14 protein-coding genes are annotated in these 15,126 nt (G+C 65.0%); 5 read left to right on the forward strand and 9 right to left on the reverse strand.

All coding sequences use genetic code 11. The features are described from left to right. Positions 1-92: 92 nt before the first annotated feature. From ACNQPB_RS09325 to ACNQPB_RS09335, 3 genes are read left to right on the forward strand one after another with little or no spacing between them, the layout of a single operon-like run. Positions 93-542: a hypothetical protein gene (locus ACNQPB_RS09325; RefSeq protein ID WP_498751299.1), complete on the forward strand. Its 450-nt coding sequence runs from the start codon at positions 93-95 to the stop codon at positions 540-542. Beyond that, positions 539-1,291: a cyclase family protein gene (locus tag ACNQPB_RS09330; RefSeq protein WP_498751043.1), complete on the forward strand. Its 753-nt coding sequence runs from the start codon at positions 539-541 to the stop codon at positions 1,289-1,291. Before ACNQPB_RS09325 ends, ACNQPB_RS09330 begins: the two co-directional genes overlap by 4 nt. A 47-nt stretch (positions 1,292-1,338) precedes the next feature. Beyond that, entirely contained in the window at positions 1,339-2,109 is a 771-nt protein-coding gene (locus tag ACNQPB_RS09335) for an IclR family transcriptional regulator (protein ID WP_498751045.1), read from the forward strand. A gap of 59 nt (positions 2,110-2,168) precedes the next feature. Here ACNQPB_RS09335 and ACNQPB_RS09340 read toward each other — a convergent pair whose 3' ends face one another. Further along, on the reverse strand, positions 2,169-2,951 hold the full coding sequence (locus ACNQPB_RS09340) for an IclR family transcriptional regulator (RefSeq protein ID WP_498751047.1): 783 nt from the start codon (positions 2,949-2,951) through the stop codon (positions 2,169-2,171). Between the two features lie 102 nt (positions 2,952-3,053). Further along, positions 3,054-4,493 carry an amino acid permease gene (locus tag ACNQPB_RS09345; protein WP_498751049.1) on the reverse strand — a complete coding sequence of 480 codons (1,440 nt, stop codon included), beginning with the start codon at positions 4,491-4,493 and terminating at the stop codon, positions 3,054-3,056. Between the two features lie 297 nt (positions 4,494-4,790). Between ACNQPB_RS09345 and ACNQPB_RS09350 the strand changes: the two genes are divergently transcribed. Next, positions 4,791-5,840: a homoserine dehydrogenase gene (locus tag ACNQPB_RS09350; RefSeq protein WP_498751051.1), complete on the forward strand. Its 1,050-nt coding sequence runs from the start codon at positions 4,791-4,793 to the stop codon at positions 5,838-5,840. Continuing rightward, a complete protein-coding gene (locus tag ACNQPB_RS09355; protein WP_498751053.1) occupies positions 5,833-7,254 on the forward strand; it encodes an aldehyde dehydrogenase family protein in 1,422 nt (473 codons plus the stop codon). The genes ACNQPB_RS09350 and ACNQPB_RS09355 overlap by 8 nt, the downstream gene beginning before the upstream one ends. A gap of 12 nt (positions 7,255-7,266) precedes the next feature. On the opposite strand, the gene ACNQPB_RS09360 is transcribed toward ACNQPB_RS09355, so the two are convergent. The 7 genes from ACNQPB_RS09360 to ACNQPB_RS09390 form a co-directional block, all read right to left on the reverse strand. After that, on the reverse strand, positions 7,267-7,725 hold the full coding sequence (locus tag ACNQPB_RS09360; RefSeq protein WP_498751055.1) for an Lrp/AsnC family transcriptional regulator: 459 nt from the start codon (positions 7,723-7,725) through the stop codon (positions 7,267-7,269). A gap of 157 nt (positions 7,726-7,882) precedes the next feature. Further along, positions 7,883-9,442 (reverse strand): FAD-dependent oxidoreductase, encoded by a 1,560-nt coding sequence (locus ACNQPB_RS09365; RefSeq protein ID WP_498751057.1) that lies wholly within the window; start codon positions 9,440-9,442, stop codon positions 7,883-7,885. Between the two features lie 20 nt (positions 9,443-9,462). Continuing rightward, positions 9,463-10,956, reverse strand: coding sequence for an FAD-dependent oxidoreductase (locus tag ACNQPB_RS09370; protein WP_498751059.1), 1,494 nt, complete (start codon positions 10,954-10,956; stop codon positions 9,463-9,465). Next, the gene (locus ACNQPB_RS09375; RefSeq protein ID WP_498751060.1) at positions 10,953-12,347 is read right to left on the reverse strand and encodes an FAD-dependent oxidoreductase; all 1,395 of its coding nucleotides are present in this window, start codon (positions 12,345-12,347) and stop codon (positions 10,953-10,955) included. Before ACNQPB_RS09375 ends, ACNQPB_RS09370 begins: the two co-directional genes overlap by 4 nt. Before the next feature lie 107 nt (positions 12,348-12,454). After that, positions 12,455-13,288: an SDR family NAD(P)-dependent oxidoreductase gene (locus ACNQPB_RS09380; protein WP_498751062.1), complete on the reverse strand. Its 834-nt coding sequence runs from the start codon at positions 13,286-13,288 to the stop codon at positions 12,455-12,457. Further along, a complete protein-coding gene (locus ACNQPB_RS09385; protein WP_498751064.1) occupies positions 13,278-13,664 on the reverse strand; it encodes an NIPSNAP family protein in 387 nt (128 codons plus the stop codon). The genes ACNQPB_RS09380 and ACNQPB_RS09385 overlap by 11 nt, the downstream gene beginning before the upstream one ends. Further along, positions 13,661-15,088 (reverse strand): MFS transporter, encoded by a 1,428-nt coding sequence (locus tag ACNQPB_RS09390; RefSeq protein WP_498751066.1) that lies wholly within the window; start codon positions 15,086-15,088, stop codon positions 13,661-13,663. The genes ACNQPB_RS09385 and ACNQPB_RS09390 overlap by 4 nt, the downstream gene beginning before the upstream one ends. Positions 15,089-15,126 lie beyond the last annotated feature (38 nt).

The following is a 15,126-nucleotide window of genomic DNA, read 5'->3' on the forward strand; positions in this document are numbered from 1 at the left end:
ATAATACGCATTTTTCCATGCTTGTAATGACCATCACACTGTGCCACGATTGCATCCAAACAGCCGAACGAACCATTGGACAGAGGCATCCCTTGAACATCGAGATGAAATCAGTACGTAAGCTGCGCGTGCATTGGCCTATCGAGCCGGAGACTTTCTCACGGATTGCGAAGGGCGAAGCCGAAGCATTCAAGGACGATCACGGCATCGCGGCCCTGCTCGGGGCCTTGGCGGAGTCCGGAGATCTGGGGGACTTCGGAAACTACCGGCACGTGTTTGAGTCCGGTCTGGGTTTCGAAGGCTTCACTGTGGCCGAAGGAGCCAACCCTACACTGGGCCAGGTTGGCCAACAGACCTTCTCGCCCACTTTCGTCTTCACGACGTATTTCGACGCGGCGCTGGAAGACACCGCAGTGGACAGGTTCACGCATCGCCTCGTGGAAATCCACCCTTGGGAAGTGCCGGTCATCGAGTTGTCCGCCCCAATCAGCGTCTCCAGCACTGCGCTGGCGGCAGTCCGCGGGAGCGAGGCTGCATCATGATTGAAGCAAGCACCACGAGTCTTTGGAGCAGCCTCGGGCAGTTGCTTGCCGGCAGGTCATTCACCGACCTGACCCACGCTTTCCACCCCGGCCAGCCGCATTTCCCGGCCTTCCCGGACGAAATCAGGGAGGCTGTCTTCGATCTGGAGAAGGGGGACGGATTCACCGCGCACCGCTATTCGATCATCGGGCAGTGGGGCACGCACGTCGATCCGCCGTCACATTTCATCCGCGGCGGGCGCACCCTGGACCAAATCCCGGTGGAGGAAATGGTGCTGCCGCTGGTCATCCTGGACATCACCGAGCGCGTCAGCACCGATTCCGACGCCACCCCCACCGTGGCGGACATTCAAGCATGGGAGGACCGCAACGGCACCATGCCTGCGGGCTCCTTTGTGGCGTTGCGGACCGGGTGGAGCCATCGCTGGCCGGACGCGGAAGCCATGGCAAACAGGGACCCGGAAGGCGTCAGCCATACACCGGGCTGGTCCAAGGAGGTCCTCTCATTCCTGATTCAAGAGCGCTCGATCGCCGCGGTCGGCCATGAACAGACGGACACGGACCCCGGACGTGCAACCTCCCGCCAGGACTTCAGCCTGGAGACCTACGTGCTGGCGCAAAACCGCTGGCAAATCGAGCTCCTGGCAAACCTGGACGGGCTTCCCGAGTGTGGCGCGGCCGTCATCGCGACATGGCCGAAGCCCCGGCAAGGCAGTGGATTTCCCGCGCGCGTTTTCGCCATCCACTGAGTCGCCGTCCACGAGGGCTGGCCTGTCCGGTGACTAGAATCGGATCCATGCCTAAGACATCGAGCATGGGCCGCGGAATCAGGGCCATTCTTGCCGTTGGCTCACGCAACGCGGCAGGCCTTCCGGGCGGCACAGTCGCCGATATCGCGAATGATTTGGGCAAAGACCGCAGCCAGGTTTCGCGGAGCCTGCGGAGCGCCCAGCAGGAAGGCTTCCTTGACCGCACCGGACAGCGATCATACACCCTGGACTGGTCCATCTTCACGGACGCCCAGCAGCTGACGGAGCAAAGGCTCCGCATCGACGGCGCAGCTGCCTTGGAACGCCTCGCCGCGGCAACTGACGAGGGATGCTTCCTCGGAGTGCTGAGCGGCGACAGCACGGTGACCATCGGCGAGCAGGTTCCGGCTAACAGCAAGCTGGTGGGGTCCTGGCTGGGCCGGCCCTACCCGGCTTACTGCAGCGACGCCGGCCAGGCCTTGCTCTGGGAAGCGTCTGACGCCGAGGTCCGGACATTGCTCGCAAACGCGAATTTCGTCCGCCATGGCCCCAACACGCCCGTTGATGTGGAGGACTTCCTGGCGCGATTGCGTGCCGCACGCGAGCGGGGATACTGCATTGTGGACGAGGAAGCAGAACCTGGCCTCTATTCCCTGGCCGTTCCGGTCCGGGACTTCAAGGGCGACGTGGTGGCCGCCCTTCAGGTGGTGGGTCCAAAGGCCCGCCTGGAACCGCAACGGGAATCCTGCGCGGAGTCGCTTGTGTCGTGCGGAAAATGGCTTGAGTCAGCGCTGGGCCATTTGAGCCCGGCCATTTGAGCTGGGCCATTTGAGCCCGGCCATTTGAGCTGAGCCATTTGAGCCTAGGGAGCGGCTCGCTAGCGGGTGCCGTCCCGCTCGATACCCTCACCGGACGCGAGCCGCCTGGCGGCTTCGGTCAGCATGCCGGCGATCTCATCGGCCCGGCCTTCGATCTCCTGCCTGCCACCGAGGACGCTGAGCGAGGCAAGGATGCCTCCCTCGGGATTGCGGACTGGAACGGCCAGCTCATGGATTCCGTGTTCGAACTCTTCGGCCGCTAGCACGAAGCCGTGCGCCCTGTCCCGGTTCATGAACCCGTCGACCTCGAGCGATGAATGGGCAGCACCCGGACCGCCGACGCCGATGAAGTTGACGTCCGTGAGAAGCTCCTCGATGGCAGCGTGGTCGTGGTCCCAAAGGAGTGCCCGCCCGGATCCGGTGCACCATACGGGCGTCACCATGCCGGGCTTCACAAAACTGCCCGGGAGGGCGTCGTTGCTGGATGCCCGCAGGAGAATGGCGCGGTAGCCGTCCCGGACGGAAACGCGGCATCTGAGGCCCAAGGAAGCAAGCAATGCCTCAAGCTCAGGCTTTGTTTCCCTGACCCAGCCGGTGTTGAGCGATGCCGCCAGGCCGAAAAAGCGCGGACCTGCCCGGAACGGCCCCCGCTCCACGCGTTCCAGCAACCCGAGATCGCACAACTCCTGCGTCAGCCGGGATACACGGCTCTGTTCCATCTCCAGTTCGGAGGCAAGCTGGGAAACGCCAAATAGCCGCCGGCCCCGCTTCTCCCGGTCCGCCACCAGCCGCACAATCCGAAGCCCCTGCGCCATGGACGATGCTTCCGAGAAAGAATCCACTATCAACGCTCCTTCCTCCGGATAACCACGCCTATTCTCACATGCCTTCGCGGCCGGAAGACGAACGTCTCCCGGCCGCGAAGCTGGAAAAGGGTCATGCAGTCAGGCCGCTTCGACGGCGCGCGCCCTGGGCCCGTACTTGAAATGGAAGAAGGCGTAGCAGGCGCCGACGAAGGGGACGCCGAAATAGAGCGCGGTCACCTGGTTCGGGTCAAACGCGATGCCGATCAGCGAAACCAAGCAGAGCGAGAATCCCAGGATCGGCACCAGCGGGAACAACGGGGCTTTGTATGTAAGCGCGGCGACGTCACCGCCGTTCTTGACGAAGTTCCTCCGGTGAAAGAAGTGCGAGGCGGTGATTGACATCCAGACACCGACGACGGCGAAGCCCGCCACCGAAACGAGCGCCAGGTACACCGTTTCGGGTGCCACCACGCTGCTGATGAGTGAAGCCAATCCGCCCAGCATGCTCACCGAAAGGGCGATCATGGGGATGCCGCGACGGGTTAGTTTCCGGAACGCCTTGGGAGCGTGTCCTTCTTCTGAAAGCGAGTAGAGCATTCGTGCGCAGGAGAACAGGCCGCTGTTGCCTGCGGAAAGGAGCGCGGTAATGATGACGAAGTTCATAACGTCTGCGGCAAACGGGATGCCGATGGATGAAAAGACGCTGACGAACGGGCTCTGGTCCACTCCGACCTGGTCAAACGGGAGGGTCGCGGCGATGACGGCAATCGCTCCGACGAAGAAGATGAGGAGGCGGAAGACCGTGGTACGCATGGCTTTCGGGATGCTGGTTGCCGGATCCGCCGTTTCGCCAGCAGCGACGCCGATGAGCTCGGAACCTGAAAAGGCGTAAAACACGGCCAGTGCGGTAATCAGGACGCCCGTGAAGCCGTTGGGGAAGAGACCGCCTGGGGTATTGAAGTTTTCGAGCAGGAACGGGTGGCTGCCGGAGGCCGCCAGGGGGTGGAAGCCCAGGAGGGCCGCTCCGCCGAGGAGGATCAGGACCACGATGGTGCCGACCTTGATGATGGAGAACCAGAATTCGGATTCGCCGAAGAACCTCGATGAAATTGCGTTGGAGGCAAAGAGGATCGCCGCGAAGACGATGCACCAGACCCAGACGTCGATGCTTGGAAACCACCGCTGCATGAGCAGGCCTGCTGCGGTGAACTCCGAGCCGATTGCCACAGCCCAGCAGAGCCAGTAGAGCCAGGCGGTGACGAACCCCGTGGCGGGGCCAATGGACCGTGCGGCATAGATGTGGAATGCCCCTGAGACCGGGTACGCGATGGCCAGTTCCCCGAGGCAGGCCATGACGAGGTACACCACGAAGGAGCCGATCAGATAGGCGATTACCGCGCCGAGCGGTCCCGCCTGGGAGATGGTGTAGCCCGAGCTCAGGAAGAGTCCGGAACCGATCACGCCGCCCATGGCGATCATGACCAGGTGCCGCGGTCCCATGGAGCGACGGAGTCCGGATTCGGCAGAGGGCGGTGTGGCTGCTTGTGGTTCGAGCGCGATGGATGGTGACGGTTCCATGGTGTCTCCCAGTTGGGTGGGTCAGGACAGGTGCGGGGCTTTGGTGTCTTCGGCAGCGCCGCCGTCGGACGACGGGCGCCGGGAACGGGATAGTGACGAAGGTAACACGAAACGGTCTGATCAGTCATTAAAAACATTTATGAATGCATATGTTGCACGAGTGGTCATTCCGGGCTACATGTCGAATCGACATCGGGATGGTCGATCCGCCCCGTTTTTCGGTCGGAATCACATGCCCTGGCTGACAGGGAATCCAGTGAACATTGGGAGACCGATGTAACCGATTGAAGGAGCACCATGACCACCTACGACATTGCGCTGATCGGCTTTGGCGGCGTCAACAGGACCTTGGCTGAGCTGATCGCAGCGCGCGGCCAGGCCCTCCGTTCCGATCTGGGTTTTGGCCTGCGGGTCGTTGCCATCACAGACCTCCGGCTCGGATCCTTGGTCCGGAACGAAGGCATTGACCTTTCCATGGCCCTGCAACTCGGCGGGAGCGAAACCTTCGCGGACCATGGCGGGTCTGCGGACGTCAACAATGAGTCGGTTATCCGCACGTGCCCCGCCGACATCATCTGCGAAGCAACCTTCACCAACCCCGACGACGGCGAGCCCGCAGTTTCGCACGTGCGGTGGGCCCTCGAATCGGGCAAGAGCGTCTGCACCACTAACAAGGGCCCCGTTGCCCTTCGTGGGGCCGAGCTGACTTCCCTGGCTGAACAGAATGGCGTGCGTTTCGAGTTCGAGGGAGCCGTGATGAGCGGTACGCCGGTCATCCGTTTGGCGAAGAAGATGTTTCCTGGCCTCGAGTTGAACGGCTTCGAAGGCATTCTCAACGGCACCAGCAACTACGTGCTGGGGCGGATGGAAGCCGGGCTGGGCTTCGAAGACGCCATCAAAGAGGCGCAGGAACTCGGTTACGCAGAGGCAAACCCCGCAGCGGACATCGAAGGCCATGACGTCCAGCTCAAGGTCCTGGTCCTGGCCAACGAACTTCTCAACGCAGGCATCGAGCTCAAGGACGTTCAGCGGAAGGGGATCTCGACGGTGACGCAGGAAGATATCCGGAACGCAGCCCGCGAGGGACGACGCTGGAAGCTCGTCGGTTCGGCGCGGCGCAATCCCGACGGGACCGTCGTCGCGGGCGTAGCACCCGTCGCAATCCCGCTCGGCCACGGGCTCGCCGGGGTCTCAGGCGCCACGAACGCAGTCTCATTTGACACCGACCTCCTTGGCCCGGTCACGGTCTCAGGACCCGGAGCCGGCCGCATTGAAACCGCCTATGCCCTCCTCTCCGACATGATCGCCATGCACGCGGCCAAGACAGGGGCAGCCGCGCATGTCTGAGTCCACCCTTTGCCCCCCGGAAACAGTTCTGCCGCAGTTCCATGAAGTGACGAGTCCCTACGACGGCAGGGTGGTCGGCGCCGTCCCGCTCACCCCTGCCACCGCCGGCGAAACCCTGCTCAACACAGCCAGGGCTGGAGCCCGGAAGGCACGCGATTTGTCCCGCCATGCGCGCGGGAGGATCCTCGATGCCGCAGCGGCGGACATCGAGCAACGAAGCGAAGAGTTCGCGCAGACAATTGTGGCCGAGTCCGGAAAGACCATCCGACAGGCACGGAAGGAAGTACTGCGCGCGGTCAACACCCTCCGGTTGTCCGCGGCCGAAGCACGCAGGAACGCCGGCGAGGTCATCCCCTTTGACTCTTACGAGGGCTCTGAGGACCGGACCGGGTGGTACGCGCGGGAACCGCTCGGCATCATTGCGGCGATCACGCCCTTCAACGATCCCCTCAACCTGGTGGCACACAAGGTGGGCCCGGCCATCGCAGGAGGAAACGCCGTCGTCCTCAAACCCTCCGCCCTGACTCCCCTGTCGGCGCAGTTGCTCACGGACGCCCTCGTCGACGCCGGCCTCCCGCCGGAGGCCCTCACCGTGGTCCACGGAGATCGGGAGGTGGCCGAAACAATCATCCGCTCCCGCGACGTACGCATGGTGTCCTTCACCGGCGGATTCTCCACAGGAGAAAGCATCGCCCGCACGGCCGGCTTGAAGAAGCTGTCCATGGACCTGGGCGGAAACGCCCCGGTCATTGTCCTGGACGACGCCGACCTTGACGTCGCCGTTGAGGCCTGCGTCTCCGGAGCGTTCTGGGCCGCCGGCCAGAACTGCGTGGGGGTTCAGCGGATCCTCGTCGCCGCGCCGTTGTACAGCGATTTCCGTGAGCGCTTCCTGGCGGCGACGGCCCGCCTGGTCGTCGGCGACCCGTCAGACGAACGCACGGACGTCGGGCCGATGATCAGCCTTGCCGCCTTGGGCGAGCTGCGGGCCAAGCTGGATGAAGCGATCGACGCCGGCGCCGTCCTTCTCGCGGGCAATGTCGCAGACGGAAACCTTCTTCAGCCGACCGTCCTGGAGGCCGTTCCGGCGGGCTGCAGGCTGTGGAAAGAAGAAGTGTTCGGACCCGTGGTGATGCTTGATGCCTTCAACACCTTCGACGAAGCGATCGAGATTGCAAACGCCATCGATTTCAGCCTTCACGCGGGCATTTTCACGGATTCCCTGACCAGCGCCATGGAGGCGGCCCGCCGGCTCGAGGCAGGCGGCGTCATGATCAATGACTCATCGGACTACCGCTTCGACGGCATGCCGTTCGGGGGTTCCAAATACGGGAGCATGGGCAGGGAGGGCGTCCGCTTCGCCTACGAAGAGATGACCCAACCCAAGGTTGTCTGCATCAAGAACAGGAAGCCATGACCCCCGCTTCGGTCATTCCGTGACACCCGGCATCTTCGGGCCGCGGCGAATGAGACTGGAAAGCGTCATGGCGGTCACGGTGTCCGTGACCCCCGGAAGGGCGGCGATTTGCTCCCAGATCTCCTGGATTCTTTCAAGCGAACGGGCCTCGAGCCTCACCAGAAGATCAAAGTCGCCGCTGACCACCTCACACAACACCACTTCCGGAATCGACCGCAATACAGTGACGACGTCCGATCCCCGCACCCGGTCTTTCCTGTAAACCATCAGGAAGGCGGACACCGACCCTTGGCCGGGTGGACCGGCGACGACGGTATACCCCTGGATATACCCTTGCCGTTCCATCCGGTCGATCCGCTGGCGCACGGCGTTACGCGAGAGCAGGACCTTCGTGGCAAGTTCGGCATGACTGACGCGTGCGTTCTTCGTCAGCTCCGCAAGGATCCGCTGATCTATCTGATCAAGGCTCACTCGATCCTCACCCTTCAAGCAATCAGCCCGGCCGCAACCCGGGTTCACCAACCCCAAGACCGAAAGCCTCAGAAAACACATGATAGTTGCGCACAATAGCGGCCCGCGCCATGGCAGCCGTCAACGTGCCAGTCCCACCTGCCCCGGCGCCATAGGTTCAAGGGCGGGTGTCCTGGCTTTCGTAGACGGCATGACCCGCCGCGACCGTCAGGTCGTGCCGGCCCCTTGCCTGCGCCACGTTGCGCCCGGCAATGCGTCCGGAAACCATGGCCCAGCCGATGTGCAGACCGTGGTTGAGCAGCTGGAGCCCGCCCTGCCCGGTTGATCCGGCGGCCCACAATCCGGGGATGGCTTCGCCTTCGGCTGTGGTCACCCGGAGTTCGGTATCGACGGCCAGCCCGCCGTCGGCCAGTGTGATGTACGCGTTCATCGGGCCGAGGGCATAGAACGGGCCCTCGCTCACACCCTGCCCAAGGTGCCGGCGGTCGAAGTCGCCGTCCTTGCCGGCCGCCGCCTTTTCGTTCCATTCCGCGACAGTGGCTGTCAGCACCGCGGGATCGAGGCCGGTGCTGGCGGCCAGTTCCTCGATGGTGCCGGCCCGGTGGTACACGTCCGGGCGGTACCGCTTGTAGTCGTCAACGTAGGCGTAGGCGACGCCGGGGAACGTTGACACCGGGTTGGGCCAGGCCGAGAACTTCCTGGCGACCCGTTCGTCGAAGATCATGTAGGCGGTATTTTTGCCATCGGCGGCGGTGGCCCGTGCCATGGCCTTGTCCGAATCCTCGTTGGCGATACGCTTCCCGCCGTGACCCACCAGGATTGCTCCGGCACGGTACATGGTGTTGTTGGGGCCGACCCAGCTGGTCAGTGCACCGCGGATGATGTAGGCCAGGATCTTCCGTGGCAGGCGTTCGACCACCAGGCGCATCGCCTTGGAAATAAGCGGATGGGACGGCAGCATTTTGATCGGGTCCACGCGGGTGGAGGGGGCGAAGCGAAGCCCCTCATACAGGCGGTCCATCTGGACCATGACACCGCCCGCCTCGGTTCCCAGCCTGAGTCCGTCGCCGGTGTTGTTGGGGTTGACCGGCGGGATTTTGGCCGCCTCCTCCCCTACGTACTTGGCCTTCATTGCGGTGGACGCCGAGTAGTCGCCGGTGGCCAGGATGACCCCCCGGCGGCCGAAGTACTCCGTGTCGTTGGCCCGCGCGCCGATGATTTCGCCGTTGGCATTGCGCAGCAGTTCCTCCACGCGCACGGACGTGTGGATGACGACGCCGCGCTTCCTGCACTCACGAAGCAGCGCCTCGGCGTAGGCACCGGAGTTCGGCAGGACATTGTGCATGCGGGGCTTCTCGTAGGGCGGCTCGGGGGTGGGTCCGAGGAACTGCACGCCGATGCTGCCCAGCCATTCCACAGTGGAACCCGCGTTTTCGGCGAGGATCCGGCGCAGTTCCTTGTTTTCGCGCTGCTCGAATTCGCCGTTGGCCACCTTCATGTCCTCGACGAACAGGTCGATGCTGTCATTGACTCCTGCGCGGTACTGGTACCCGGTGTTGGCGGCGGTGAAGGAACCCACGGACATCGCGGTGCTGCCGCCCACCTTGGGGCATTTTTCCAACACAATCACGCTGGCTCCACTGGTGGCAGCGGAGATCGCGGCACTCATGCCGGACCCTCCGCCGCCGATCACCAGGACGTCCGCTGTTGAACTCATTGCTGCTGGACTCACTGCTGTTAACTGCACTGTGCATTCCTTTCACTGCCGTGCCGGGAGGCGACGACGGCGTGGCTTTCGTTCCGTTCGAATGAGGCAGCCCGCGCGGCCGCCGAGATCCCGGCCCAGCGCCCGGTGATGTAGCCGGGGGCCAGGCCGCCGGCGTAGCCGTAGTTGGACAGCCCGCCGATATCGGCACCGGCGGCAAACAGCCCCGGCACCGGGCCGCCGTCGTAATCCAGGGCCTCGCCGTCCGCGTTGGTGCGGATCCCGCCGAAGGTGAACGTGATGGACGGCTGGACCATGAGCGCGTAAAACGGGCCGTTTTGCGGCGCCCGGGCGGAGGCCGACACCGGAACGCCGTCGGCGGTGCCCCCGCCCCGGCCCGCGACGTCCGCGTAGCGGTCCAGGGTGCGGGAGAGCTGATCGCGGTCCACGCCCCAGCCGGCGACCATGTCCACCAGCTCCGGGAGGGTTGGTGCCACGGCATGCCGCCCGCCGGCGTCGACGGCGATCCCGAAGCGGTCGATACTGCCCAGGCCCGGGAACGGCTCCTCAACGACTTCCGTACTGCGCACGGTCTCGTCGAAGATGAGTACACCTCGCGCTTGGGGCTGGAACGTGACGGCCTGGTTGAGCAGTTCGTCGCCGTCGGTCTCGTCCGCGAAGCGCTTGCCCTTCAGGTTCACCAGCACCGTGGAGCCGGAGTAGTACTGCGAATAGGGCAGATAATGCCCGGTTTCGAATCGGTGGACCGGATACGGCAACAGGTGCCCGTAGAAGGTGCTCATCGCCGTCGTTCCTCCGGCGCCGGCGGCGCGCGCGAGGCGCAGCCCGTCGCCGACGCTGCCTGGGTTGGAGCGCAGCATCAGCCGGTCCGCGTTGGGTCCGATGGAACGGGTCAGCTCCGCGCGGTCGCCTTGGAAGCCGCCGCTCGCCAGGACGACGGCGGCCGCTTCGTAGCGGGTACGGCGCCCGTCCGCGGTGCGCACCAGGACGCCCGTTACGGCATCGCCGTTCCGCACAAGCTCCGTGACCACGGCTCCCGCGGTGGCCTCTCCCCCCGCAGCGAGGACCTGGTCCCGGCACCAGGCCAGGATGCCGTGAATGTCCGTGGAGTAGCCGATGCCGAAGGTCATGATGTCCCGCTTCGGCTCCGCGGCTACCCGGACGCCGGCGGCCCGCAGCTCCGCGAGCGCCTCCTCGTAGTCGTCCACCAGTCGCCTGCCGAGCTCCACGTTTCCCAGCGGAATCCGCGTCCGGTAGGCGTCGACGCTGGGTGCGGTCCAGAACATGCCCGCCGAGAGGGCGGCCGAACCGCCGAATACCGACTGCTTCTCCAGCAGCGCTACCTTGGCGCCGCGCCGGGCTGCTGTCATCGCCGCGGCCGAACCGCTGACGCCGGATCCGACCACCACCACGTCCACCCGGCGGACCTCGGCCACGCCAGGATCCTCGTCCACGCCGCGGTCCGTTGCCACGAGGTTTTCCTTCTGCTTCGTGCCCGTGGTCATCGCGCCACGCCCGATGCCAGCCTGGCGGCGGCGTGCTCTGCGGCGATGCGGCCGAAGACGGCGCCCTTGCCCAGTGAGGTGCCGGTCATGTAGGCGGCGCCGTGGAATCCGCCGGTGAGCTCGCCGATCGCGTAAAGGCCGGGAATCATGTCGCCGTCGACGTCCAGCACCTGGGCGCTGGGATTGATGGTCAGGCCGCAGTAGGTGGTGGTCATCAGGGCCTTGGCCGGGTAGGCGTAGAACGGTCCCTGGTCCAGCGGCAGGAGGTCGCCGACGCCGTTGCACAGGTGGGTGCGGCCCACCTCGTCCCCTGCGCGGCCGGCCACAGAGGCGTTGTAACGGGCCACGGTCGCCACCAGCGCGGAGGGGTCGATGCCGGCGGCCTCCGCCAGTTCCTCGAGGGTGTCCGCCTTGAAGAGGTGGCCCAGGTCCTCGATCATGCCGATGTCGTTGAGCGGGATACCGGGGTGCGATTTGGCCCGGACCTTCGCGTCGAAGATCTCGAAGCCCAGCCCCTCGGGCTGCTTGAGCACCTCGCGGCCGAGGGTCTTGTAGGACTTGGACTCGTCCACGAAGCGCCGGCCGTCCTTGTTCACGATGATCGCGCCCATGTAATACGCGGTGAGCAGTTCGTGGAACTCCTCACCGGTTTCCGGGTGGGAGCCGTAGGTGGCGGTGATGTAGGCCATGTCCGCGACGCCCGCCCCGAGTTTCCAGGCCATCTTGAGGCCATCACCGGTGTTGCCCGGCCCGCCGTAGGGGATCGCCGCGAGCTGTTCCGGGGCGAAGGTCCGCAGCAGATCGGAGCTGCGGCTGAAGCCGCCGGTTGCCAGAATCACGCCGGCACGTGCGGTGAACAGAGACTCCGTGCCTTCGGACTCGACGACGACGCCGGTCACCTGGCCTTCGTTGCAGCGCACCAGCCGGACCGCGCGGTGTCCCAAAAGGGTTTCGCCGCCGTTTTCGGTGAAGGTCCGGTGCAGCTTGGCGAGCAGTTCCTTGATCACGGTGTTGTGGCTGCGCGGGGCCGACTGTCCGGAGCTGATTTCCAGGGCCCGGAAGTTCGCCCCTTGGTCCTTGAGCCAGTGGTAGGTCTCGTCCTGGCGTTCCAGGTACGCCTCCAGTAGTGCGCGGTCATTGACGCCGCCACCTGCGGAGAGCAGGTCCTGCAGGAACAATTCCGGAGAGTCTTCCACGCCTTCGGCCGCCTGCTCTGCGGTCCCCGAGAAAGCGAAGAATCCGCCGCTCATGGCCGAGGAGCCGCCGAGCTTGCCGGTCTTTTCCAGGAGAGCGACCTTGAGGCCGGCCTGTGCTGCGCTCGTGGCTGCGGATTGCCCCGCAATGCCGGACCCGAGGACCACCACATCGTAGTTGTGTTCGGACATGGTCATGATGCTGTCCCTTCCAGGAGTGTTGCAGTGATTGCCAGGAGTGTTGCAGTGATTGCTTCTTTTCCCGCCCGCGTGTGAGACAAGGTGCCTACGCGGCGGCCGGTGGTTCAGCACGTGAGCCATCCGCCGTTGACGTCCAGGCTGATGCCGGTGATGTAGGTGGACTGGTTTCCGGTGAGGAAGGCCACCGCATCGGCGATCTCGTCCGGTCTCGCGAAGCGCTTCATGGGGACCTGCCCGAGGAGTTTGGCGTCCTGGCTGACACCGCCCATCATCGGCGTCTGCACGAATCCCGGGGCCACGCCGTTGACGCGGATCTTCAGCTCGGCGAGTTCGTGGGCCAGGCTGGCCGTCAGGTTCTGCAACGCCGCCTTCGATGCCCCGTAGGCCACGGAACTGGGAAGGTACGGGGCGAACTCCGCTTCCGGGCCGCCTCCGGTGCCGGTCTTGGCGGTGATGGACAGCAGGTTCACAATGCTGGCGGACCCGTCCCTGGGCATATGCCGGTAGACCTCGCGGATGAGGAAGAAGGGCGCGGCGACGTTGACCGCCATCACGCTGTTCCATTCCTCGTCGCTGAGTTCGAAGAAGGGGATCTTGCGGCCGTTGCGCTTGGGTGAAATGCCGACGGCGTTCACCACCACGCCTACCGGACCAGTACCGGCCGCGAAGGCGGCAAGCTCCCTGTTGACAGCTGCGTCGGCCAGGTTGCCGGCGAAGCCGCGGTGTTCGGCCCGGCCCACGTCCGGGAGTGCGGCGGCCGTGCGGTACGCCGCCTCCCGGTCGAGGTCCGCGACGACGACGGCGTAGCCTGCCGCTGCGAGGCGTCGGCTGATCGCCTGGCCGATGCCGCCGGCGCCGCCGGTCACGATGGCCGTCCGCGGGAGAACCGGCTGCGTGGCCGCTTCCGCATAGAGGGTGGCGGTGTGACTACTGGTCATGACCGGGCTCCTGATTCCGGCTGAACGCCGTGTGGGGATCGGTGATGGCGACGGGCAGGGTCCGGATCGGCGAGAAGGACGTCGGGTACATGATCCGGTTCTCCATCGTCATGATCATCGGCCGGATGATGGCCAGGCATTCCTGCCACGGCCCGTTCTTGGCGAGTTCGGCGCGGCGGGTCCGGCGGTCCTCCAGGTCGTCATAAGCCCAGAAGTGGTTGAGCTCGTTCTGCCGGCCGAATTCGGTGACGAAGTAACCGAGGAAGCCGCCCAGGATCGGCTTCTGCGCGGGCAGGCCGATGCTTTCGTAGGCTTCGAGGTACTCGTCGAGCCGGGCGCCGGTATGCAGGACGTAGGTGCGCTGTTCAACAATCACCGGGTCACGGCCTCTTCGGCCTCTTCGGAGACAGCCAGCCCGGCGGCGGGCGCCGTCGTCGTCGTTTCCTCAGCGGGAACGTAGCGGCCGAACCGGTGCTGGCCGCCCTCGAGGGTCTTGCCGTCGCCCATCAGCGCCAGGTTGATCAGCGCCGCCGCAATGATCACCATCCAGGCGACGGTGATGGAGACAGTGCTGCCGCCGCTGATGCTCATCAACCAGGAAGCCAGGAACGGCGCGGGCGCGGCGAAGATCAGGTTGGACCCGGTGAGCGCGAGTGCGGATCCCGTGTACCGCATGTGGGTGGGGAACGCCTCGGCGAAGAGTGCGCCCTGGCCGGCGTTTCCAAACTGCGCGGTCACCAAGGAGAAGGCCACCATGCCGAGCGTCAGCGGGAAGCTGCCCAGGTTCACCACCGGGAAGAACAGGACGGCGGCGAGCAGCGTGCCTGCGGATCCGATCATCAGGATCCGACGGCGGCCGTAGACGTCCGCGAGCCGGCCGCCCCACCAGATCGCGATCACGGAGAGGAAGTTGGAGATCATGATGATGGTGAACGTCTGGCTCTGCGAGAAGCCATGGGTGGTGAGGTAGCTGATGCCAAACACGGAGACGATGTAGAAGGTCACCACGATCGGGGCGAAGGCGAGGATGAGCCGCAGGATGGTGACGCCGTGGGTCTTGATCACGGTGGCCGGGGTGGTGGATTCCTGGGCGATCTCCTGCATGCCTTCCTTGAATACCGGCGTCTCTTCAACCTTGAGCCGGATATAGATGCCCACGGCCACCAGCAGGATGCTCAGCAGGAACGGCACGCGCCAGCCCCAGGAGAGGAACGCTTCCGGGCTCAGTACGCCGGAAAGGACTGCCAGCACCAGGTTCGCGGCCACCTGGCTGATCGGTGAACCCATCGCCATGAGCCCGCCGTAAAAGGCGCGGCGGTCCGCAGGGGCGTGTTCCATGGTCATCAACTGGGCTCCCGTGGCCTCGCCGCCCAGCGCGATGCCCTGGAGGAAGCGCATCAGAACCAACAGGGCCGGGGCGGCGATGCCGATCGCCGAATGCGGGGGAAGCAGGCCGATAACCATCGACGCGACGCCCATCATGATGAAGGTGGTAAGCAGGATCTTGCGGCGACCCAAGCGGTCTCCCAGATGGCCGAACACGATTCCGCCGAGCGGACGGGCCACGAATCCGACGCCGAACGTTGCGAAGGACGCAAGCAGCGCGATGGCGGGATTCATGTCATTGAAGAACAACTTGGGGAAGACGGTTGCGGCCATGGCGCCGTAGACAGCGAAGTCGAACCACTCAAGGGCGGACCCGAAGGTACCGCTGAGGACGGCGCGCTTGGCCTGGCGGGAGGCGGGTGTTGCGGGTTTGAGCGAGCGCTTCGCGGCTCGTGACGGCTGGGACAGACTCATCAGGACTCCTTCGTCAGGTGAGCAGGGGGCGCCTGTGG

The organism is Curtobacterium sp. LFS079 (assembly GCF_047977865.1).
GTDB lineage: Bacteria > Actinomycetota > Actinomycetes > Actinomycetales > Micrococcaceae > Arthrobacter.

Excerpts from the sequence above, each read along its gene's own strand:
- ACNQPB_RS09330 (WP_498751043.1), top strand. The coding sequence starts at position 539 with ATGATTGAAGCAAGCACCACGAGTCTTTGGAGCAGCCTCGGGCAGTTG.
- ACNQPB_RS09335 (WP_498751045.1), top strand. The coding sequence starts at position 1,339 with ATGCCTAAGACATCGAGCATGGGCCGCGGAATCAGGGCCATTCTTGCC.
- ACNQPB_RS09345 (WP_498751049.1), bottom strand. The coding sequence starts at position 4,493 with ATGGAACCGTCACCATCCATCGCGCTCGAACCACAAGCAGCCACACCG.
- ACNQPB_RS09350 (WP_498751051.1), top strand. The coding sequence starts at position 4,791 with ATGACCACCTACGACATTGCGCTGATCGGCTTTGGCGGCGTCAACAGG.
- ACNQPB_RS09355 (WP_498751053.1), top strand. The coding sequence starts at position 5,833 with ATGTCTGAGTCCACCCTTTGCCCCCCGGAAACAGTTCTGCCGCAGTTC.
- ACNQPB_RS09365 (WP_498751057.1), bottom strand. The coding sequence starts at position 9,442 with ATGAGTTCAACAGCGGACGTCCTGGTGATCGGCGGCGGAGGGTCCGGC.
- ACNQPB_RS09370 (WP_498751059.1), bottom strand. The coding sequence starts at position 10,956 with ATGACCACGGGCACGAAGCAGAAGGAAAACCTCGTGGCAACGGACCGC.
- ACNQPB_RS09375 (WP_498751060.1), bottom strand. The coding sequence starts at position 12,347 with ATGACCATGTCCGAACACAACTACGATGTGGTGGTCCTCGGGTCCGGC.
- ACNQPB_RS09380 (WP_498751062.1), bottom strand. The coding sequence starts at position 13,288 with ATGACCAGTAGTCACACCGCCACCCTCTATGCGGAAGCGGCCACGCAG.
- ACNQPB_RS09390 (WP_498751066.1), bottom strand. The coding sequence starts at position 15,088 with ATGAGTCTGTCCCAGCCGTCACGAGCCGCGAAGCGCTCGCTCAAACCC.